This is a genomic window from Pseudomonas sp. LB1P83 (genome assembly GCF_054897885.1).
The window spans coordinates 4,959,200-4,980,223 of record NZ_CM142709.1; the positions used below are offsets into that span (position 1 = coordinate 4,959,200).

Annotated in this window: 23 protein-coding genes; 1 reads left to right on the forward strand and 22 read right to left on the reverse strand. The window is 59.1% G+C overall.

Features of this window, described 5'->3' with window-relative positions; all coding sequences use genetic code 11:
- Positions 1–79 precede the first annotated feature (79 nt).
- The 21 genes from ACYZTY_RS22620 to trmJ form a co-directional block, all read right to left on the reverse strand.
- The gene (locus ACYZTY_RS22620) at positions 80–871 is read right to left on the reverse strand and encodes an amidohydrolase (RefSeq protein WP_461955559.1); all 792 of its coding nucleotides are present in this window, start codon (positions 869–871) and stop codon (positions 80–82) included.
- On the reverse strand, positions 859–2,007 hold the full coding sequence (locus tag ACYZTY_RS22625; RefSeq protein ID WP_461955560.1) for a pyridoxal phosphate-dependent aminotransferase: 1,149 nt from the start codon (positions 2,005–2,007) through the stop codon (positions 859–861). Before ACYZTY_RS22625 ends, ACYZTY_RS22620 begins: the two co-directional genes overlap by 13 nt.
- A 225-nt stretch (positions 2,008–2,232) precedes the next feature.
- The gene (der, locus tag ACYZTY_RS22630; RefSeq protein ID WP_008147761.1) at positions 2,233–3,702 is read right to left on the reverse strand and encodes a ribosome biogenesis GTPase Der; all 1,470 of its coding nucleotides are present in this window, start codon (positions 3,700–3,702) and stop codon (positions 2,233–2,235) included.
- 240 nt (positions 3,703–3,942) lie between these two features.
- Complete coding sequence (gene bamB, locus ACYZTY_RS22635) at positions 3,943–5,094, reverse strand: outer membrane protein assembly factor BamB (RefSeq protein ID WP_461955561.1); 1,152 nt, start codon at positions 5,092–5,094, stop codon at positions 3,943–3,945.
- Entirely contained in the window at positions 5,087–5,728 is a 642-nt protein-coding gene (locus tag ACYZTY_RS22640; protein WP_461955562.1) for a tetratricopeptide repeat protein, read from the reverse strand. The genes bamB and ACYZTY_RS22640 overlap by 8 nt, the downstream gene beginning before the upstream one ends.
- A gap of 42 nt (positions 5,729–5,770) precedes the next feature.
- Positions 5,771–7,060 carry a histidine--tRNA ligase gene (gene hisS, locus ACYZTY_RS22645; RefSeq protein ID WP_461955563.1) on the reverse strand — a complete coding sequence of 430 codons (1,290 nt, stop codon included), beginning with the start codon at positions 7,058–7,060 and terminating at the stop codon, positions 5,771–5,773.
- A gap of 23 nt (positions 7,061–7,083) precedes the next feature.
- Positions 7,084–8,193: a flavodoxin-dependent (E)-4-hydroxy-3-methylbut-2-enyl-diphosphate synthase gene (gene ispG / locus ACYZTY_RS22650; RefSeq protein WP_461955564.1), complete on the reverse strand. Its 1,110-nt coding sequence runs from the start codon at positions 8,191–8,193 to the stop codon at positions 7,084–7,086.
- A gap of 3 nt (positions 8,194–8,196) precedes the next feature.
- On the reverse strand, positions 8,197–9,234 hold the full coding sequence (locus ACYZTY_RS22655; RefSeq protein WP_461955565.1) for a RodZ domain-containing protein: 1,038 nt from the start codon (positions 9,232–9,234) through the stop codon (positions 8,197–8,199).
- The gene (gene pilW / locus ACYZTY_RS22660; protein WP_461955566.1) at positions 9,234–9,992 is read right to left on the reverse strand and encodes a type IV pilus biogenesis/stability protein PilW; all 759 of its coding nucleotides are present in this window, start codon (positions 9,990–9,992) and stop codon (positions 9,234–9,236) included. Before pilW ends, ACYZTY_RS22655 begins: the two co-directional genes overlap by 1 nt.
- A 17-nt stretch (positions 9,993–10,009) precedes the next feature.
- A complete protein-coding gene (gene rlmN, locus ACYZTY_RS22665; protein ID WP_054045377.1) occupies positions 10,010–11,152 on the reverse strand; it encodes a dual-specificity RNA methyltransferase RlmN in 1,143 nt (380 codons plus the stop codon).
- Between the two features lie 28 nt (positions 11,153–11,180).
- Complete coding sequence (gene ndk / locus ACYZTY_RS22670; protein ID WP_007916882.1) at positions 11,181–11,606, reverse strand: nucleoside-diphosphate kinase; 426 nt, start codon at positions 11,604–11,606, stop codon at positions 11,181–11,183.
- A gap of 92 nt (positions 11,607–11,698) precedes the next feature.
- Positions 11,699–11,899 (reverse strand): Fe-S cluster assembly protein IscX, encoded by a 201-nt coding sequence (gene iscX, locus ACYZTY_RS22675; protein WP_008147746.1) that lies wholly within the window; start codon positions 11,897–11,899, stop codon positions 11,699–11,701.
- A gap of 14 nt (positions 11,900–11,913) precedes the next feature.
- Positions 11,914–12,255, reverse strand: a complete 342-nt coding sequence (gene fdx / locus ACYZTY_RS22680) for an ISC system 2Fe-2S type ferredoxin (protein ID WP_131059381.1) — start codon at positions 12,253–12,255, stop codon at positions 11,914–11,916.
- 2 nt (positions 12,256–12,257) lie between these two features.
- Complete coding sequence (hscA, locus tag ACYZTY_RS22685; protein ID WP_461955567.1) at positions 12,258–14,120, reverse strand: Fe-S protein assembly chaperone HscA; 1,863 nt, start codon at positions 14,118–14,120, stop codon at positions 12,258–12,260.
- A 51-nt stretch (positions 14,121–14,171) separates the two neighbouring features.
- Complete coding sequence (gene hscB, locus ACYZTY_RS22690) at positions 14,172–14,693, reverse strand: co-chaperone HscB (protein WP_131059383.1); 522 nt, start codon at positions 14,691–14,693, stop codon at positions 14,172–14,174.
- 8 nt (positions 14,694–14,701) lie between these two features.
- Positions 14,702–15,025 carry an iron-sulfur cluster assembly protein IscA gene (iscA, locus tag ACYZTY_RS22695; RefSeq protein ID WP_028620147.1) on the reverse strand — a complete coding sequence of 108 codons (324 nt, stop codon included), beginning with the start codon at positions 15,023–15,025 and terminating at the stop codon, positions 14,702–14,704.
- Positions 15,026–15,053: 28 nt separating this feature from the next.
- Positions 15,054–15,440 carry a Fe-S cluster assembly scaffold IscU gene (gene iscU / locus ACYZTY_RS22700; protein ID WP_003443374.1) on the reverse strand — a complete coding sequence of 129 codons (387 nt, stop codon included), beginning with the start codon at positions 15,438–15,440 and terminating at the stop codon, positions 15,054–15,056.
- 84 nt (positions 15,441–15,524) lie between these two features.
- Positions 15,525–16,739 (reverse strand): IscS subfamily cysteine desulfurase, encoded by a 1,215-nt coding sequence (locus tag ACYZTY_RS22705; protein ID WP_461955568.1) that lies wholly within the window; start codon positions 16,737–16,739, stop codon positions 15,525–15,527.
- A gap of 50 nt (positions 16,740–16,789) precedes the next feature.
- Positions 16,790–17,281 (reverse strand): Fe-S cluster assembly transcriptional regulator IscR, encoded by a 492-nt coding sequence (gene iscR, locus ACYZTY_RS22710; RefSeq protein ID WP_008042436.1) that lies wholly within the window; start codon positions 17,279–17,281, stop codon positions 16,790–16,792.
- Between the two features lie 239 nt (positions 17,282–17,520).
- Complete coding sequence (gene cysE, locus ACYZTY_RS22715; RefSeq protein ID WP_033061461.1) at positions 17,521–18,297, reverse strand: serine O-acetyltransferase; 777 nt, start codon at positions 18,295–18,297, stop codon at positions 17,521–17,523.
- Positions 18,298–18,299: 2 nt separating this feature from the next.
- Positions 18,300–19,070 (reverse strand): tRNA (cytosine(32)/uridine(32)-2'-O)-methyltransferase TrmJ, encoded by a 771-nt coding sequence (gene trmJ, locus ACYZTY_RS22720; RefSeq protein ID WP_010457884.1) that lies wholly within the window; start codon positions 19,068–19,070, stop codon positions 18,300–18,302.
- 305 nt (positions 19,071–19,375) lie between these two features.
- Here trmJ and suhB point away from each other — a divergent pair, with 305 nt between their 5' ends.
- A complete protein-coding gene (suhB, locus tag ACYZTY_RS22725) occupies positions 19,376–20,194 on the forward strand; it encodes a type III secretion system regulator SuhB (protein ID WP_008014726.1) in 819 nt (272 codons plus the stop codon).
- A 246-nt stretch (positions 20,195–20,440) separates the two neighbouring features.
- Here the strand turns inward: suhB and ACYZTY_RS22730 are convergent, their stop codons facing one another.
- The gene (locus ACYZTY_RS22730) at positions 20,441–20,989 is read right to left on the reverse strand and encodes a glycine zipper 2TM domain-containing protein (RefSeq protein ID WP_010457893.1); all 549 of its coding nucleotides are present in this window, start codon (positions 20,987–20,989) and stop codon (positions 20,441–20,443) included.
- Positions 20,990–21,024 lie beyond the last annotated feature (35 nt).

Consider the following 21,024-nt stretch of genomic DNA (forward strand, 5'->3'; position numbering starts at 1 on the left):
GCACACAAAATCTCTATTCACGCGATCCACTGTGGGAGTGAGCCTGCTCGCGATGAGGCAGGCTCAGGCAACGAAGATTTCAGGTGAATTCGAACGTATCGGCATCCAGATTGGCCGGGAAGCGCGTGCGGTAGGCTTGCAGATCCGCCGCATTCAGCACGACCTGAAACACACCATCGGCTTCCCCGGCACTGAGCAATGTCTCACCCTGGAAATCCAGCACCTGGCTATCACCGGTGTAGGCAAAACCCTTGCCGTCAGTACCGATGCGATTCACCGCGGCCACGTAGCAGAGGTTTTCAATCGCCCGCGCCGGCAGCAAACGGTTCCAGTGCTGGCGGCGTGCTCCGGGCCAGTTGGCGGTGTAGAGCAGCAGGTCGGTGTCCTGTGCATCGCGGCTCCAGACCGGGAAACGCAAGTCGTAGCAAATCAGCGGCCGCACTCGCCAGCCCTTGAGCTCGAACTGCACCTGGCGCTCGCCCGGCGTGTAGTGGTTGTGCTCGCCGGCCATGCGAAACAGATGACGCTTGTCGTAGTGCCAGACTTCCCCATCCGGCCGCGCCCACAGCAGTCGATTGCGATGGCTGCCGTCGGCGGCCTGGACGATGACGCTACCGGTAATCACTGCGTCGAGTTTTGCCGCCTGAACGCGCAGCCATTTGCTGGTCGGACCGTTTTCCGCTTCGGCGAGGGTTTCCGATTCCATGGAAAAACCGGTGGTGAACATCTCCGGCAGAATGATCAGGTCGGTCCCGCGAGCCTGCTCAAGCAATTGCTCGAAATGCTCCAGGTTGGCCTGACGGTCATGCCAGGCCAGGGTGGTCTGGATCAGCGCGACATTCAGATTGGGCAATGCACTCAGATCACGCATAGTTTTGCCGCTGCTTCACGCAACGTCTCCTCGCGTTTGGCGAAACACAAGCGCACCAGGCGCTGGCCCTCGGGAGGTGTCTGGTAGAACACCGAGATCGGGATGCTCGCCACGCCATGTTCACGGGTCATCCACAGCGCCATCTCGACGTCATTGAGATCCGGGCGAATCTGCGAGTAATCGACCAGCTGGAAATACGTGCCGGTCACCCGCTTGAAGCTGAAACGCGACGGCGCCAGAAGATCGCAGAACAGATCGCGCTTGGTCTGGTAAAAACCGGGCAATTCTTCGACGTGTTCAGGGTGTTCGGCCATGAAGTCGGCCAAGGCGTATTGCAGCGGGGTCACGCCGCAGAAACTGACGTACTGGTGCACTTTGCGCAGCTCGGCGGTGAGCGCCGGCGGGGCGACCACGTAGCCGGTTTTCCAGCCGGTGACGTGGTAGGTCTTGCCGAAGGAACTGACCACGAAGGCGCGTTGATACAGCTCTTCGTGATTCAGCACGCTGACGTGAGGCACGCCATCGAAGACCAGGTGTTCGTAGACTTCGTCGCTGACAATGTAGATGTCACGATCCCGAATCAACGTCGCCAACTGATCCAGTTCGGCACGACTGATCAGCGCGCCACTCGGGTTATGCGGGGCGTTGAGAACGATCATCCGGGTGCGCGGCGTAATCGCGTCGGCGAGTTTTTCAAAGTCGATGGCAAAGTCATTCAGACCGAGTTGCACATGCACGCAACGGCCACCGGCCAGTTCAACCGACGGCTCATAACTGTCGTAGCACGGATCGAATACGATCACTTCGTCGCCGCTGTGGATAACCGCCTGAATCGCACAGAAGATCGCTTGAGTGGCGCCGGGAGTGACCGTCACTTCATGCTCGGCATCCACGTTGACGCCGTAGCTGCGGGCGATTTTCGCCGAAATCTGCTGGCGTAGCGCCGGCAGGCCGGTCATCGGTGAATATTGGTTGTGGCCACTGGCGATGTGCCGACCGACCGCATCGCACAGGGCTTGCGGGGCATCGAAATCGGGAAAACCCTGGGACAGGTTGATCGCCCCGGTTTGCGCCGCGAGCTGAGACATCTGAGTGAAGATAGTGATGCCGACATTCGGCAGCTTACTGGTGATCATCGGTGATTCCCTGCTCTACACCCGGCTCTAACGGCGGCGCGGGAGAGCCCGAGGATAGCCCATCCGGCGCCCATAAAAAAAGGGCGCATAAAGCACCCTTTCTTCAACCCGGTCCTGTAGGAGCGAGGCTTGCCCGCGAAGAACGGTGACGCGGTGTACCTGATACACCGCAGCGTAGCTTTCGCGGGCGAGCCTCGCTCCTACAGAAGTCAGGCAAGTAGTGAATCAACGCTTGTCGCGGCGCTTTTTGTCGGCCTTCTTGTGGTGCGACATCATGCGACGCTTCTTGTTGACCTGACGGTCGGTCAGCGAGGTCTTGTTGCCTTCGTACGGGTTCTCGCCGCCCTTGAACTCGATACGGATCGGCGTACCGACCAGTTTGAGTACACGACGGTAAGTGTTTTCCAGGTAACGAACGTAGGACTTCGGTACTTTCTCGATCTGGTTACCGTGGATCACGATAATCGGCGGGTTAGCACCACCCAAGTGGGCATAACGCAGCTTGATCCGGCGGTTGTTGACCATCGGTGGCGCGTGCTCACCGACCGCATCTTCCAGAATCGTGGTCAGGCGGTTGGTTGGCCAGCGGGTGACCGCAGACTTGAACGAGTTCTGTACGGAGGCGTAGAGGTTGCCCACGCCCGTACCGTGCAGGGCCGAGATGAAGTGAATGTCGGCGTAGTCAACGAAGAACAGTCGACGTTGCAGCTCGACCTTCACGAAGTCGCGCTCGCTCGGCGTCATGCCGTCCCACTTGTTGATCGCGATCACCAGCGCACGACCCGACTCAATGGCGAAGCCCAGCAGGTTGAGGTCGTGATCGACCACGCCTTCACGGGCGTCCATCACAAAGATCACCACGTTGGCGTCTTTGATCGCTTGCAGGGTTTTGACCACGGAGAATTTTTCGACTTCTTCGTGGATCTTGCCGCGCTTGCGCACACCGGCGGTGTCGATCAGCGTGTACTTCTCGTCGTTACGCTCGAACGGGATGTAGATGCTGTCGCGGGTGGTGCCGGGCTCGTCATAGACGATTACCCGGTCTTCACCGAGCATGCGATTGACCAGGGTCGACTTGCCGACGTTCGGGCGGCCGATGATAGCGATCTTGATCCCGTCTTTTTCGCTTGGGCCAGGAATGCGCTTGGCTTCCTCGCCTTCGGCAACGATCTCTTCCTCGCCTTCTTCCAGCTCGTCATCGTCTTTCGGGAAGTCGCTGAGGGCGATTTCCAGCATCTGAGTGATGCCACGACCATGAGCACCGGCGATCGGGATCGCGTGGCCCATGCCCAACGGGGCGAACTCGGCGCGGGCCATTTCAGGGTCGATGTTGTCGACCTTGTTGGCAACCACGTAAGAACGCTTGTTACGTTTGCGCAAATGCTCGGCGATCATCTGGTCGGCGGCGGTGAAACCGGCCTTGGCATCTACCAGGAACAGAACGACATCGGCTTCTTCAATAGCCAGCAGCGACTGCTCGGCCATTTTTTCGTCCATACCGTGCTCGTCACCGGAGATACCGCCGGTGTCGACCAGAATGTAGGAACGCCCTTGCCACTTGGCCTCACCGTATTGGCGATCACGGGTCAGACCGGACAAGTCGCCGACAATGGCGTCGCGAGTCCTGGTCAGGCGGTTGAACAAGGTGGACTTGCCGACGTTCGGTCGGCCCACCAGGGCGATTACGGGAACCATGCGGCTCTCCACTTCGTTATTTCAGAAAATACAAAAGCCGCTGCGAGGCAGCGGCTGGTGCTCGGGGCAATCACTGTGTGCTTGTCTGAGGGAGCGAGCCTGCTCGCGATAAACGCCAATACACCGCGTTTATTCAGGACACCAACGTAATCGTTGACGTCCATCGCGAGCAGGCTCGCTCCTACAGTCCAACAAACGGTGAAGCCGCTTGGGGGTTAAACCCCAAGCATAGTCAAATCTTTACTTGATGGTCAGGGCTTCCAGTTTGCCGCTGTTGCCATACACATAAATCGTGTCACCCACCACCAGCGGACGGGCACGCAGGCCGTCGCTGTCGATGCGCTCGCGGCCGACGAAACGACCGTCCACCTGACTCAGCAGGTGCAGGTAGCCTTCCATATCACCGACTGCAACATAGCTGGAAAACACTTCCGGAGCCGACAGTTGACGACGGGCCAGCGAATCGTTGCTCCACAATGCTGTGGTGGAACGTTCGTCGACGCCTTCAACGGTGCCCGAAGACAAGCTCACGTAAACGTTGCCGAAACCCTGAGCGACGCCGGCATAGCTGGAAGCATCACGCTGCCAGAGCTGACGACCGCTTTCCAGGTCCAGTGCCGCAACGCGACCCTGGTAGCTGGCGACGTACAGGGTACCGCCGGACAGCAGCAAGCCGCCGTCGATATCGACCACACGCTCCAGTTCCGAACGGCCTTGTGGAATCGCGACCCGTTGTTCCCACACCGGCACGCCGTTGGAAATATCGAGAGCGACCACTTTACCGGTCGACAGGCCAGCCACCGCGAGGCGGTTGGTGACGATCGGTGCGCTGGTGCCGCGCAGGGTCAGGACCGCAGGGGTGCTGTCATACAACCAGCGCTGGTTGCCGGTGGCGGCATCCAGACCGATCAGACGGTCATCCTGAGTCTGAACCACAACCACGTCACCGTTGTTGGCCGGCGGTGCGAGGACTTCACTGGACACGCGAGCGCGCCATTTCTCTTCACCGTTGATCGCGTCCAGGGCAACGATTTCGCCCTTGATGGTACCGAACATGACCAGACCGTAACCCACGCCGACGGCGCCGGAAACAGGCAGTTCAAGGTCCTTCTTCCATTTGACGTCGCCGTTGCTGCGATCCAGCGCCATCACCACACCGGTGACGTCGGCGGCATAGATGGTATCGCCTTCGATCGCCGGAACCAGCATGTTGTAGGTTTCGCCCTGACCGTCACCGATCGAACGACTCCACTGCTTTTGCAGAACCACTTCTTCTTTGAAGTCGGTCAACTCGGCCGGTGGCAGTTCTTTTTTGCTGTTGCTGCTGCAACCCGCGGCCAAAATGGCCAGAGCCAGCAATGCTGCATGTTTCCAACGAATCACGTCACGCATCCCCTTTGGCCAGGTCGTCCAGCTTGATTTGTAGGCCACCGACCGCCGCTTCATCCGACAGTGCCGCCTTGGCTTTTTGATACGCCGCGTTTGCTTCGTCGGTACGACCCAACTGCACCAGCAGGTCACCCTTGAGTTCTTCGCGAGTGGCCAGGAATGCCTTGTCGGCATCACCTTCGAGCAGCTTCAGGGCTTCTTCGACCTTGTTCTGCGCGGCCAGTACCTGCGCCAGACGCTGACGGGCAATTTCGCCCAGCGCCGGGTTGGCCGGTTTGTCATTAATGGCTTTCAGCTCGCTGGCTGCGTCGTCCAGCTTGCCGCTGTCGACCGCGACTTTCGCCACGAACAGACTACCGTACTGCGCATAAGCGCTACCGCCGAACTCGCTGTTGAGCTTGCCGGCCAGCTCCGAAACACGGGCGGCATCAGGCTTGCCGTCAGGCGTCAGCGTGGTTTCCAGCAGTTGCTGATAGAGAATCGAGGCGCCTTGCGACTGATTGCTCTGATACTTGTGAAAGGCCTGCCAGCCGAACACGATGACCAGCGCCAACAGGCCGCCAGTGACCAGGGGCTTGCCGTTGCGTGTCCACCAGTCCTTCAAATCCGCCAGGTTTTCGTCTTCGGTACTCGACACCCCAATACTCCTTAATCGCTAAATCGGCTGTTTATGACAGCTTCAACCCTGCACGACGCAGGTGGCCAGGTGTGCAGCAAGCGCATCCCAGGCAATGCTTTGTTGTTCGCCCTGGCCACGCAGGGGTTTGAAACCTACCACTTGCTGGGCCATTTCATCGTCACCGAGGATCAGCGCATACAACGCACCGCTCTTGTCGGCCTTCTTGAACTGGCTTTTGAAGCTGCCGGCGCCGGCATTGACTTGCAGGCGCAGGTTGGGCAATTGATCACGAACCTTCTCACTCAACGTCAGGGCAGCCAGTTCGGCAGCCTCGCCGAATGCGCAGAGATAGACGTCGACCTGACGGGAAATCTCTTCCGGGATCTGCTCCAGAGTTTCCAGAAGCAGCACCAGACGCTCGATGCCCATGGCGAAACCAACGCCCGTGGTCGGCTTACCGCCCATTTGCTCCACCAGACCGTCGTAACGACCGCCGGCACACACGGTGCCCTGGGCGCCCAACTTGTCGGTGACCCATTCGAAAACGGTCTTGCTGTAGTAATCCAGCCCGCGAACCAGCTTCGGGTTGATCACGTAAGGAATGCCGGCGGCGTCCAGACGAGCCTTCAGGCCCTCGAAGTGCACGCGGGATTCGTCGTCGAGGTAGTCGGCCATTTTCGGCGCGTCGACCAGGATCGCTTGAGTGTCGGCGTTCTTGGTGTCCAGAACGCGCAGCGGGTTGGTCTTCAGACGGCGTTGGCTGTCTTCGTCGAGCTTGTCCAGGTGAGCGGACAGGAATTCGACCAGCGCTTCGCGATAGCGACCACGGGACTCGGCGGTGCCCAGGCTATTGAGTTCGAGCTTGACCGCATCACGGATGCCCAGCTCGCCCCACAGGCGCCAGGTCAGCACGATCAGCTCGGCGTCGATGTCCGGACCGTCGAGGTTGAACACCTCGACACCGATTTGGTGGAACTGGCGATAACGGCCTTTCTGCGGACGTTCGTGACGGAACATCGGGCCGATGTACCAGAGTTTCTGCACCTGGCCGCCGCCGGTGATGCCGTGCTCGAGCACTGCACGCACGCAGGCCGCTGTGCCTTCCGGGCGCAGGGTCAGGGAATCGCCGTTGCGGTCTTCGAACGTGTACATCTCTTTTTCGACGATGTCGGTGACTTCACCGATGGAGCGCTTGAACAGCTCGGTGAACTCGACGATCGGCATGCGGATCTGCTTGTAACCGTAGTTATCCAGCAAACGCGAGACGGTGCCCTCGAAATGACGCCACAGGGGAGTCTGCTCGGGCAGGATGTCGTTCATGCCACGTATGGCTTGCAGAGACTTGCTCACTATAAATCCTTAAATTCGTTCGATCAGCCGCGGGCGATGACTGCCGCGTCGGCTTCGACCTTTTCGGCCGCTTTCTGGCGGATCAAGCGTTCAAGCTCATCCACCAGATTTTCATTCGTCAGTTTCTGCGACGGCTTGCCGTCGATGTAAATCAGGTTTGGGGTGCCGCCGGTCAAGCCGATATGGGCTTCCTTGGCTTCGCCCGGCCCGTTGACCACGCAACCGATGACCGCGACATCCAGCGGCACCAGCAGATCTTCGAGGCGCCCTTCCAGCTCGTTCATGGTCTTGACCACATCGAAGTTCTGCCGCGAGCAGCTCGGGCAGGCGATGAAGTTGATGCCACGGGAACGCAGATGCAGGGATTTGAGAATGTCGTAGCCGACTTTCACTTCCTCGACCGGGTCGGCCGCCAACGAGATGCGAATAGTATCGCCAATCCCTTCGGCGAGCAGCATACCGAGGCCCACGGCGGATTTCACTGTGCCTGAACGCAAACCACCGGCTTCGGTGATGCCCAAGTGCAGCGGCTGGACGATTTCCTTGGCCAGCAGGCGGTAGGCGGCGACGGCCATGAACACGTCGGAGGCCTTCACGCTGACCTTGAAGTCCTGGAAATTCAGGCGTTCGAGGTGCTCGACGTGACGCAAGGCAGACTCGACCAGCGCTGCCGGGGTCGGTTCGCCGTATTTCTTTTGCAGGTCTTTTTCCAGGGAACCGGCGTTGACGCCGATGCGGATCGGGATCCCGCGATCACGGGCGGCATCGACCACCGCGCGCACGCGGTCTTCGCGACCGATGTTGCCCGGGTTGATCCGCAGGCAGTCAACGCCCAGTTCGGCCACGCGCAGCGCAATCTTGTAGTCGAAGTGGATGTCGGCAACCAACGGCACCTTGACCAGTTTCTTGATCTTGCCGAAGGCTTCGGCGGCGTCCATGTCCGGCACGGAAATGCGCACGATATCGACGCCAGCCGCTTCCAGACGATTGATCTGGGCCACGGTGGCGGCCACGTCATTGGTGTCGCTGTTGGTCATGCTCTGAACAGCGATGGGCGCATCGCCGCCAACGGGCACGTTACCGACCCAGATCTTGCGGGATTCGCGACGTTTGATTGGAGATTCGCCGTGCATGACTTATTGACCCAACTTCAGGCGAGCAGTCTCGCCACTGGTGAACGGAGCGACATCGACCGCCTGCCCGTTGTAGCTGACCTGCGCGCCACGGGCGAAGCCCAGACGTACGGAAAACGGCGGTTTGCCGCTGACGGAAACATTTTCGCCTTTACGCTTGAGACCACTGAGCAGCACCTTGCCGGTGCCATCGGTGACCTGGGTCCAGCAATCGGCGGTGAACTGCAGTTGAACCTGGCCTTGGCCGGCCACCGGAGCAGCTGCCGCTGGAGCGGGAATGGTCGGAGTGACCGAAGCGCTTGCAGGCGGGGTCGATACAACCGGAGCCGTCGGGGCTGGCGCGACCGGAGTTGCGACAACCGGGGCGGTGCTGTGCGTCGGTGCAACTGGGGCTGGCGAAGCAGGTGCTGGTGCAGTCGGAGCCGCAGGCGCGGTCGCTACAGCTTCGGTCGGTGCTTCAGCCGAAGTCTCGGCTTGCGGCAACGCAAGCGCGGTTGTGCCTTCAGTCTGACCTTCCGCGACGGCCTGGTCTTCCGGCTCGTCCAGCGGATGGATCTGGGTGGTGCCATCGGCGCCTTCGACTTCGACGTGCTCCGGACTCGGACTGATCAGGTCTTTGGTACGCAGGGAGGTTTGATCCTGCCACCAGATAAAACCACCGCCAATCACCGCAATAAGCAACAGCAGGCTGACAATGCGCAAGATTGTGTGGGAAACCCGAACCGGTTCTTCGATACGCCCAAGGCTGTGGACGTTGCTGCCCTGGGAGTCGGTGCCGGTGGATTGGTCGAACTGCTGGACCAGAACGGTCTGGTCCATGCCCAACAACTTGGCGTACGCGCGGATATAACCGCGGGCAAAGGTGTGCCCTGGCAGCTTGTCGAACGCGCCGGCTTCCAGATTGCTCAAGGAATTAACGGTGAGGTTGAGCTTGAGGGCCACTTCGGCCAGCGACCAGCCATTGCTTTCGCGGGCCTGGCGCAAAGTCTCACCGGGGTTAACGCGATTCGCTGCTACAACTTCGGGATGCGCCGCTTTCATCATTGCTCCGACAGGTATTGCTGATATTCCGGCGTACCGGGATAGAGTCGTTTTAGTTGCAGGCCAAAACTGGCGGCCTTGTCGCGATCTTCAAACACTTTTGCCAGCCGAACGCCGAGCAATAGACTACGTGCATTTTGCTCGGTGAGCAGGCTAAAACGATCGTAGTAGTCACGCGCGGGCACATAATGCCTGTCTTCGAATGACAACTCAGCCATTTCCAGCAATGCACGCGGTTGTTGGCGGTTCAAACGCAGGGCTTTTTCCAGTTGCTGCTGCGCCAGATCACGCTGTCCCAGCTTCGAAGCGGTCATGCCCAGGTTCTCGAACACCCGCGAACGCTCAGGATACAGGGTATCGGCGGCCGCCTGTTCAAAGCGCTCGTAGGCCTCTTTGTAACGTTTTTCTTCGTAAAGAAAGCTGCCGTAGTTATTCAGGATTCGTGCATCGTTGGGACGGGAAGACAGCGCCTTGCGAAAGTGCTGGTCGGCAAGCTCAGGTTCCATTTCAGCCTGAAACACCAGCCCGAGCGCCGCATTGGCATCCGGATCCGAGTCATCCAGATCCAGGGCTTTCTTCAACGGCACTTTTGCCCGCTCGGTCATGCCTTGCTGCAAGTATCCCAAGCCCAGTTGCACGTAGGCCGTACGCGCTTCATCGCGCCCTTTGCTGGTCTTCATCGGGTTGAAATCGCCCGACAGGACGCAACCAGCACACAGGCTGGCCAATAGCAAAAGCAGCGCGAAGCGCAGGGACATTGAGATCCTCTCTTGATTTATTTCGCGGCGTTTTGCGCCATATCGTTCTCGGCGCTCAATTCGCGCACGGCGATATAACGTTCGCTGCGACGGGTGCGATCCAGCACCTGCCCTACCAATTGGCCACACGCGGCATCGATGTCTTCACCGCGAGTGGTGCGTACGGTGACATTGAAGCCTGCATGGTGAAGCTGATCCTGAAAACGGCGAATCGCGTTGTTGCTCGGGCGCTCGTAACCGGAATGCGGGAACGGGTTGAACGGAATCAGGTTGATCTTGCATGGGATGTTCTTGAGCAACTCGATCATCTCGACGGCATGTTCAACCTTGTCGTTGATGTCCTTGAGCAAGGTGTACTCGATGGTCAGCACGCGCTTTTCGCCCAGGGACGACATGTAGCGCTGGCACGACTCGAGCAGCATCTTAAGCGGATATTTCTTGTTGATCGGCACCAATTGGTTACGCAATGCGTCGTTTGGTGCGTGCAGGGACAACGCCAGGGAGACGTCGATGTGCTTGGACAGCTCATCGATCATCGGCACCACGCCCGAAGTGGACAGGGTCACGCGGCGCTTAGAGATCCCGTAGCCCAGGTCATCCATCATCAGATGCATGGCGGCCACGACGTTGTCGAAGTTCAGCAGCGGCTCACCCATGCCCATCATCACCACGTTGGTGATGGCACGGTCGGCGGTCGCCGGGATGCTGCCGAACGATTTATTGGCAATCCACACCTGGCCGATGACTTCGGCGGCGGTGAGGTTGCTGTTGAAACCTTGCTTGCCAGTGGAGCAGAAACTGCAATCCAGGGCACAGCCTGCCTGGGACGAAACGCACAGAGTGCCACGCTTGCCCTGGGGAATGTACACGGTCTCGACGCAGCTGCCGGACGCCACACGCACCACCCATTTACGGGTGCCGTCGGTGGAGATGTCCTCGCTGACCACTTCAGGACCGCGAACTTCAGCAATGACCTTGAGCTTGTCGCGCAAGGCTTTGCTGACGTTCGTCATGGCGTCGAAATCATCGACGCCAAGGTGGTGAATCCATTTCATTACCTGACCGGCACGGAAACGCTTCTCCCCGATTGAGTCGAAGAATTTTTCCATTTCCAGCTGAGTCAGACCCAGCAGGTTAGTTTTAACAGTCGATGTAGTCATGGATTCACCTTCACTCATAAGCCAATGCTTAGCGAGTGGTTACTTCAGTAGCTGCGAAGAAGTACGAGATTTCGCGAGCAGCAGCGGCTTCGGAGTCCGAACCGTGTACAGCGTTGGCGTCGATGGAATCAGCGAAGTCAGCACGGATGGTGCCGGCAGCAGCTTCTTTAGGGTTGGTAGCGCCCATCAGCTCACGGTTCAGAGCGATAGCGTTTTCGCCTTCCAGAACCTGAACGACAACCGGACCGGAGATCATGAAAGCAACCAGGTCGCCGAAGAAACCACGAGCGCTGTGCTCAGCGTAGAAGCCTTCAGCTTCAGCTTTGGACAGTTGCTTCAGTTTCGAAGCTACAACGCGCAGGCCTGCTTTTTCGAAACGAGTGGTGATCTCGCCGATGACGTTTTTTGCAACAGCGTCAGGCTTGATGATGGAGAAAGTACGTTGAACAGCCATGGTGTAACTCCAGAAACGGTAATTTGCGAAAAATTAAACCCGCGAATTATACGCGGGTTCTTTGGTATTGCCTAACGGCGTACGGCGCAGACTCAGTCTGCTTCTTCGATCCAGGCGGCCTGAATGGCTTCAAGCACCTTCTCGCCACCGCGGGTCGGATCATCACTGAACTCCGGCAATGCCAGCACCCATTTGTGCAGATCGACGAAGTTCACGTAACGCGGGTCCACATCCGGCTTGGATTCAGCCAGTTGGATCGCGATTTCCAGCACATCAACCCATTTCAGACTCATGTCGCTTCCTTGAATCAGTGCGGCGCTTCGGCCGCATGGTTGAGTGAGTATTTCGGAATTTCGACGGTCAGGTCTTCGGTCCCGACTTTTGCCTGACAGGCCAGGCGCGACTGGGCTTCCAGCCCCCAAGCCTTATCAAGATAGTCTTCTTCCAGCTCATCGGCCTCTTCCAGCGAGTCAAAGCCCTCACGAATCAGGCAATGGCAGGTGGTGCAGGCGCAGACGCCGCCACAGGCACTTTCCATCTCGATATGGTGCTCATGCGCCAGTTCGAGGATGGACGTACCGGTCTCAGCCTCCACGACCATGCCGTCCGGGCAAAACTTTTCGTGTGGCAGAAAAATGACCTGCGGCATCGTTATTCCTCAATCTCATTCAGGTTGCGCCCCGCCAGCGCGGCTTTGACCGTCGAATCCAGGCGGCGGGCAGCAAAAGCGTCGGTCACTTGCGACAGACGCTTGGTCTGCTGCTCGATGGCGTAACCATCAGTACCTTTCATCAGCTCGGTCAGTTCCTGCATCTGCAGCTCGATCACCATGCGCTCTTCGGCGTCGAGCAAGCGCTCACCGTCGACATCCAGGGCGGCCTGCACCGCTTCGATCAGGCGCTGGGCATCGACCTGCTGCTCACGCAGCACTCGGGCAACCTTGTCGTCGTTGGCGTGCTGGAACGATTCCTTGAGCATCTTGGCGATTTCGCCGTCGGTCAGGCCGTAGGATGGCTTGACCTGAATGCTGGCCTCGACACCCGAACCCAATTCGCGGGCGGAGACACTGAGGAGACCGTCGGCATCGACCTGGAACGTCACGCGGATTTTCGCGGCGCCGGCGACCATTGCCGGAATGCCACGCAATTCAAAGCGCGCCAGGGAACGGCAGTCGCTGATCAGCTCACGCTCGCCCTGCAACACGTGAATCGCCATGGCCGACTGGCCGTCTTTGTAAGTGGTGAAGTCCTGGGCACGGGCAACGGGGATGGTGGTGTTGCGTGGAATCACCTTCTCCATCAGGCCGCCCATGGTTTCCAGCCCCAGGGACAACGGAATCACGTCGAGCAAGAGCAATTCGCCGCCATCGCGCTTGTTGCCAGCCAATGTATCGGCCTGGATCGCAGCACCAATGGCCACCACTTGATCCGGATCGATTTCAGTCAGCGGTTGGCGACCGAAGGCTTCAGCGACGGCTTCACGAACGCGAGGTACGCGAGTCGAGCCGCCAACCATGACCACGGCGTGCACTTCGTCCAGTTCGATGCCGGAATCACGCACTGCGCGGCGGCAGGCTTTCAGGCTGCGGGCAACCATTGGCTCGATCAGCGCATCGAAGGCTTTGCGAGTCAGTTGCGCTTTCCAGTCACCGTAAGCGACTTCAACAGTCGCGACATTCGTCAGGGCTTCTTTGGCGGCGCAAGCGGTTTGCAGCAGATGACGCTGGGCACCCGGGTCGAGGTCAGCCGACAAACCGGCGCTCTCGATGATCCAGCCAGCGATGGCGTGGTCGAAGTCATCGCCACCCAGGGCACTGTCGCCACCGGTGGCCAGGACTTCGAACACACCGCCGGTCAGGCGCAGGATTGAAATATCAAATGTACCGCCGCCCAGATCGTAAATCGCGACCAGGCCTTCGGCATGCTGATCCAGACCATAAGCCACCGCGGCAGCGGTCGGCTCATTGAGCAAACGCAGCACGTTCAGACCGGCCAGCTTGGCCGCATCCTTGGTTGCTTGACGCTGAGCATCGTCGAAATAGGCCGGAACGGTGATCACCGCACCCACCAGTTCGCCGCCCAATGCTTCTTCGGCGCGCTGACGCAGCACTTTCAAGATATCGGCAGAGACTTCGACCGGGCTTTTCGGCCCCTGAATGGTGTCGATGAACGGCATGTGCGACTCGCCGCCGACGAAGCGGTACGGCAGTTGATCGCCCAATTGCTTGACGTCGGACAGACCACGACCCATCAAGCGCTTGACCGACAGCACGGTGTTCAAAGGATCGGTAGCGGCTGCCAGCTTGGCCGACTCGCCGACTTCGACGCGATCGGCGTGGTAGCGCACGGCAGACGGCAGGATGACCTGCCCGTCAGCGTCGGCCAGAGGTTCGGAAAGACCACTGCGCAATGCAGCGACCAGCGAATTGGTAGTGCCCAAGTCGATCCCCACAGCCAGACGACGCTGGTGCGGTTGTGGACTTTGGCCGGGTTCGGCGATCTGCAGTAGGGCCATCGTTATCAGGACTTATCTGTATATCAGGCGTGCGACCGGAGCGGCACTGGGTTAATCGTCGAGGCGCTCTTCTAACTGGCGCACTTCGTAGGTGAGCTTGTCGAGGAACTGCATGCGCCGCATCAGGCGTTCGGCCTGCTCACGTTGCGCTGCGTCATCCCAACAGGCTGCGAAGCTTTCGTTCAGTTCATCCTGAGCCGTCTTCAGGCGACGCTTGAACACTGCAACACCCGCCAGGTCGGCGCTGTCTTGCAGGTCTTCGAGCTCTTCACGCAGCTCCATCTGCTGCAGAAGAAACTCCGGATCATGCACCGTGACCTCCAGCGGCAGCTCGCGACCACCCATGGCGAGCAAGTATCGCGCGCGCTTGGGGGGACTTTTGAGCGTCTGGTAGGCCTCGTTGAGGCTCGCGGATTGCTCTAGCGCCAGCCGTTGCTCGCGCTCGGAAGCGTCTGCAAAGCGGTCCGGATGAACACCGCGCGCCAACTCACGATAGCGCGTGGCCAACTGATCGAGATCCAGGCGGAAGCTCGGTTGCAGTTCAAATAAAGCGTAATGACAAGGAGTACCCACGAGCAGCCTCAGATGTTGAAGCTTTCGCCGCAGCCACATTCACCGCGTACGTTGGGGTTGTTGAACTTGAAGCCTTCGTTCAACCCTTCCTTGACGAAATCGAGTTCGGTGCCGTCCAGGTAGGACAGGCTTTTCGGGTCGATGATCACTTTCTCGCCGTGACTTTCGAACACCTGATCCTCTGCAACCACCTCGTCGACAAACTCCAGCACGTAGGCAAGGCCGGAACAGCCCGTGGTGCGAACACCCAGACGAATCCCCTCACCTTTGCCGCGCCCGTCAAGGGAGCGTCGCACGTGTCGAGCAGCCGCTTCTGTCATGCTGATAGCCATCGTTGACTCCTTACTCGTCGCTTAATGCTTAGATCAAGCCTTTCTTCTGCTTGTAATCGCGAACGGCCGCTTTGATAGCGTCTTCAGCAAGTACGGAGCAGTGAATTTTTACTGGCGGCAGGGCCAGCTCTTCGGCCAGCTGAGTGTTCTTGATGGTCTCTGCTTCATCCAGAGTCTTGCCTTTCATCCACTCGGTCGCCAGGGAGCTGGAGGCGATTGCCGAACCGCAACCGTAGGTCTTGAACTTGGCGTCTTCGATGATGCCTTGCTCGTTGACCTTGATCTGCAGACGCATCACGTCGCCGCACGCTGGGGCGCCGACCATGCCGGTGCCGACATCAGGGTCTTCCGCGTCCATCTTGCCGACGTTGCGCGGGTTTTCGTAGTGGTCGATGACCTTTTCGCTGTAAGCCATGATTCTTAATCCTCACTCATCAGAGAGTCGCTCTTGAGCCCTGCGAACCTAAATCCTGCAGGGCCGGTTTGCGGCGACTTGAAATCAGTGTGCCGCCCACTCGATTTTCGAAATGTCGACACCGTCTTTGTACATGTCCCACAGCGGCGACAAGGTGCGCAGCTTGGTAACGGCCTCGCAGACTTTCTGCGCGGCGTAGTCGATTTCTTCTTCGGTGGTGAAACGGCCGAAGGTGAAGCGAATCGAGCTGTGTGCCAGTTCGTCGTTGCGGCCCAGGGCGCGCAGTACGTACGAAGGCTCAAGCGATGCCGAGGTGCAGGCCGAACCGGACGACACCGCCAGATCCTTGAGCGCCATGATCAGCGACTCGCCTTCAACGTAGTTGAAGCTCAGGTTCAGGTTGTGCGGAACGCGGGCGGTCATGCTGCCGTTGATGTACAGCTCTTCCAGGTCTTCGACCTGCTTGAAGAAACGGTCGCTCAGGGCTTTGATGCGGATGTTCTCGGCCGCCATGTCTTCCTTGGCTACGCGGAACGCTTCACCCATGCCGACGATCTGGTGGGTCGCCAGGGTGCCGGAACGCATGCCACGTTCGTGACCGCCGCCGTGCATGGTCGCTTCGATGCGAACACGCGGCTTGCGGCTGACGTACAGGGCGCCGATGCCTTTAGGGCCGTAGGTTTTGTGAGCGGAGAACGACATCAGGTCGACTTTCAGCTTCGACAGGTCGATCTCGACCTTGCCGGTGGACTGAGCGGCGTCAACGTGGAACAGAATGCCCTTGGAGCGGGTCAGTTCGCCGATGGCTTCGATGTCGTTGATGGTGCCGATTTCGTTGTTCACGTGCATGACCGAGACCAGGATGGTGTCGTCGCGCAGGGCGGCTTCGATCATCGCTGGCGTAACCAGGCCATCGGTCTGAGGCTCGAGGTAAGTCACTTCGAAGCCTTCACGCTCCAGTTGGCGCATGGTGTCGAGGACAGCCTTGTGCTCAATCTTGGTGGTGATCAGGTGTTTGCCTTTAGTGGCGTAGAAATGCGCCGCACCCTTGATTGCCAGGTTGTCGGACTCGGTGGCACCGGAGGTCCAGACGATTTCACGCGGATCGGCGTTGACCAGGTCAGCGACCTGACGACGAGCGTTTTCGACGGACTCTTCAGCTTTCCAGCCGAACACGTGGGAACGGGACGCCGGGTTACCGAAGTTTCCGTCGACCAGCAGGCATTCACTCATTTTTTGCGCAACACGCGGATCAACCGGGGTGGTCGCAGAGTAATCAAGGTAAATCGGCAATTTCATGGACTATCTCCTAAATCAGGCTGGCTGGCGTGCCGCTAGCTCTTTGGCTGTCATTCGACGGCGGACGCTTCAATCTTGTCCAGGCGTGGCGTCTTGCTGTTGCAACGACGCTGGTCCTGACGCTGGGCTACTTCTTGTACCTCACGGCGAGTGACAAGATCAGCCAAGCTGATACCGCTCAGAAATTCGTGAATCTGCAGGCTCAGATCGCACCACAAGTGGTGGGTCAGGCAGGTGTCGCCTTGATGGCAGTCACCTTGGCCCTGGCACTTGGTGGCATCGACCGATTCGTTTACCGCATCGATCACCTGGGCGACCTGGATGCCCTGCATGTCGCGGGACAGCTGGTAGCCACCGCCCGGACCACGAACGCTGGAGACCAGATTGCTGCGGCGCAATTTGGCAAAGAGCTGTTCGAGGTAGGACAGGGAGATGCCTTGGCGCTCGGAGATATCGGCCAGAGACACCGGCCCGTGCTGCGCGTGCAACGCCAGGTCGAGCATGGCGGTTACGGCGTATCGGCCTTTTGTAGTCAGTCGCATGGACAATTACCACGGAGTTCGGAATGGGGCGAGTATGCAATTCCCGAGTATTTAAGTCAACTATAAGACCTAGTACTTTAGTCAGGATTACCCGCAAAAGAGCGGCCGCATCATAGCAAAGGCTGGCCGGTTACAGCCAGCAGTACCGCGTTATCGTTCTTCGCGGGCAAGCCTCGCTCCTACAGGATTAACGATCCCCTTGTAGGAGCGAGGCTTGCCCGCGAAGGGGCCGACTCGGTCTAGCTGGCCTGACTCTGATCCTTGTCCTTCACACAGGCGAAGTCTTCTTCGCGCAGCTCAGGCAGATCTTTCGCACAGTAATTACTGCCCAGATCCTTCAATGCCCCGCACATCCCCTCCAGACGACCATCGACTGCCTGCAGGTGATCAAGCAACTGGTTGATAGCGCGCGCCACCGGATCGGGCATGTCTTCGCCAACACCGTAGGCATCGAAGCCGATCTTCTCGGCCATGGCCTTGCGCTTGGCGTCCTGCTCTTCATCGGATTTGACGATGATCCGCCCTGGAATCCCGACCACGGTCGCGCCGGCAGGCACAGCCTTGGTGACGACGGCGTTGGAACCGACTTTTGCACCCGCGCCAACCGTGAAAGGACCAAGCACCTTGGCGCCCGCCCCCACCACAACGCCATCTTCCAGTGTCGGGTGACGCTTACCCTTGTTCCAACTGGTGCCACCTAGGGTCACGCCCTGATAAAGGGTGACGTCGTTGCCGATCTCGGCGGTTTCACCGATGACGATGCCCATGCCATGGTCAATAAAGAAGCGACGGCCGACCTTGGCACCCGGATGGATTTCGATCCCGGTCAGCCAGCGACCGAAGTTCGACACCAGCCGCGCCAGCCATTTCCAGCCCATGCCCCACAGGGCCGACGACAGGCGATGGATCCAGATGGCGTGCATGCCCGGGTAGCAGGTCAGAACTTCAAAGGCGTTGCGCGCAGCCGGGTCACGATGGAAAACACTCTGGATATCTTCACGCAAACGCTCGAACATTTTTAATCCTTCCGCTTTAGAAGCTCGCCACGGGCCGCTTTCTGGGTTTCCGTGAGGATGCCACGCAATATATTCATTTCCGCCCGGCTGACCGAGCTGCGACCGTACAACCGGCGCAAGCGCGCCATCAAGTGCCGTGGTTTTTCCGGATCGAGGAATTCGATGGCCACCAGGGTTTGCTCCAGATGCTCATAGAATCGCTCCAGCTCATCCATGGTCGCCAGCTCACCACTTTTGGTGGACGCCACTTCATCCTTCTCGACCTTGCTCGGCTGGCCTTGGGCCGCGAGCCAGGACATGCGCACTTCATAGCTCAACACCTGCACCGCTGCCCCAAGGTTCAGCGAACTGAACTCAGGGTCTGATGGGATGTGCACGTGATAATGACATCGCTGCAGCTCTTCATTGGTCAGGCCGGAATCTTCACGACCAAAGACCAAGGCAATCTCGGCACCCGACGCCGCTTCCTCGACCACTTTCACACCGCACTCGCGGGGATCAAGCAACGGCCAGGGAATACGCCGGTCACGGGCGCTGGTGCCGAGCACCAGATTGCAGCCGACCAAGGCATCTTCCAAGGTGGCGACGACTTGCGCGTTTTCAAGGATGTCCCCGGCGCCGGAAGCACGAGCATCGGCCTCGTGGTGCGGGAACAGCCGCGGTTCGACCAGCACCAGCCGCGACAGGCCCATGTTCTTCATGGCACGCGCAGCCCCGCCGATGTTGCCGGGGTGGCTGGTATTGACCAGGACGACACGAATGTTATGCAGCAAGGTAGGCGCTCTCGAACACTTTAATGGGGAGCAGAATCTTACAGCTCAACAGGGTGCCCCGCCTCAAAAATAACGATTCACTTTTGACGGCGCTCAATGTCGGCATGCTGCGTTGCCGCTTCTCCCCATAGCGCGCTATGAGTCGGCGCGGCGCCTTGCCCGCCAACATTGATCACTCGTCAAAAGTGACCGTATTTCTGAGGCGGGGCACACCGTTCAGCTATGAAAGCGAACACCGACCTTCACCTGTAGAAAAGTTCTGATAGAATGCCCGGCTTTCTTTAACAACCTTAGGTGACACATCCATGCAGCCCATGCTGAATATCGCGCTGCGCGCCGCCCGCAGCGCCAGTGAATTGATCTTCCGCTCCATCGAGCGCCTGGATACCATCAAGGTCGACGAAAAAGACGCCAAGGATTACGTATCCGAGGTTGATCGCGCTGCCGAACAGAAAATCATCGACGCGCTGCGCAAGGCCTACCCGAATCACTCGATCATGGGTGAAGAAACCGGCATGCACGCCGGCACCGGGATCGAAGGCGAAGAATACCTGTGGATCATCGATCCGCTGGACGGCACCACCAACTTCCTGCGCGGCATCCCTCACTTCGCTGTCAGCATCGCCTGCAAATACCGCGGTCGCCTGGAACACGCTGTTGTTCTGGACCCGGTTCGCCAGGAAGAATTCACCGCCAGCCGTGGTCGCGGCGCTCAACTGAACGGTCGTCGCCTGCGCGTCAGCGGCCGCACCAGCCTCGACGGCGCCCTGCTGGGTACCGGCTTCCCGTTCCGTGACGACCAGATGGACAACCTCGATAACTACCTGGGCATGTTCCGCGCCCTGGTGGGCCAGACCGCCGGCATCCGCCGCGCGGGCTCGGCGAGCCTGGACTTGGCCTACGTGGCTGCTGGTCGCTTCGACGCTTTCTGGGAATCGGGCCTGTCCGAGTGGGACATGGCTGCAGGCGCCCTGCTGATTCAGGAAGCCGGCGGCTTGGTGAGCGACTTCACCGGCGGTCACGACTTCCTTGAGAAAGGCCACATCGTTGCCGGTAACACCAAGTGCTTCAAAGCAGTACTGACGGCCATCCAGCCGCATCTGCCAGCCTCGCTGAAACGCTAAGCGACCGGCCACAAAAAAGCATCCTTCGGGGTGCTTTTTTTATGCCTGGAATTTGCCCCTGCCCCACCACAGACCCAATGTAGGAGTGAGCCTGCTCGCGATAGCGATGTATCAGTCACCACCTATTTCGAATGATAGATTGCTATCGCGAGCAGGCTCACTCCTACAGGGGTTTTGCTGTGTCGCTTAAATCGAGGGCACAAAAAAAGCACCCCGCAGAGTGCTTCTTTTTAAAACGTGAGCTACTTAATGAGCCTGCTCATTCTGCGACAGGACCAGCTTGCCTTCCTTGTCGACCGGAATCTGGTTACCCGGATCGCGATCCATCCGCACCTTGCCTTCCTTGCCGTCCAGCGAATAACGAACGTCGTACCCTACAACCTTGTCACTGATGTCATTCACCGTGTTACAGCGAGTTTGCGTCGTGGTGTAGGTGTCACGCTCCTGCATGCCCTCCTGCACCTTGTTGCCGGCATATCCGCCGCCAACCGCGCCCGCAACCGTGGCAATTTTCTTGCCGGTGCCGCCGCCGATCTGGTTACCCAGCAGACCGCCTGCCAGCGCACCCACCACCGTACCGGCGATCTGATGTTGATCTTTCACCGGCGCCTGCCGGGTCACTGCTACATCCTTGCACACTTCACGTGGCGTCTTGATTTGTGTCTTGACCGGTTCAACGGCTAGCACTTGCGCATACTCAGGGCCGCTTTTAACCAGGCTGTAGGTGGCAACAGCACCCCCGGCAGTTACACCGACAGCACCCAATACCGCACCAACCAGTAACGACTTGTTCACATGAACCTCCTGACCATCACCCGCGGAACATGTCC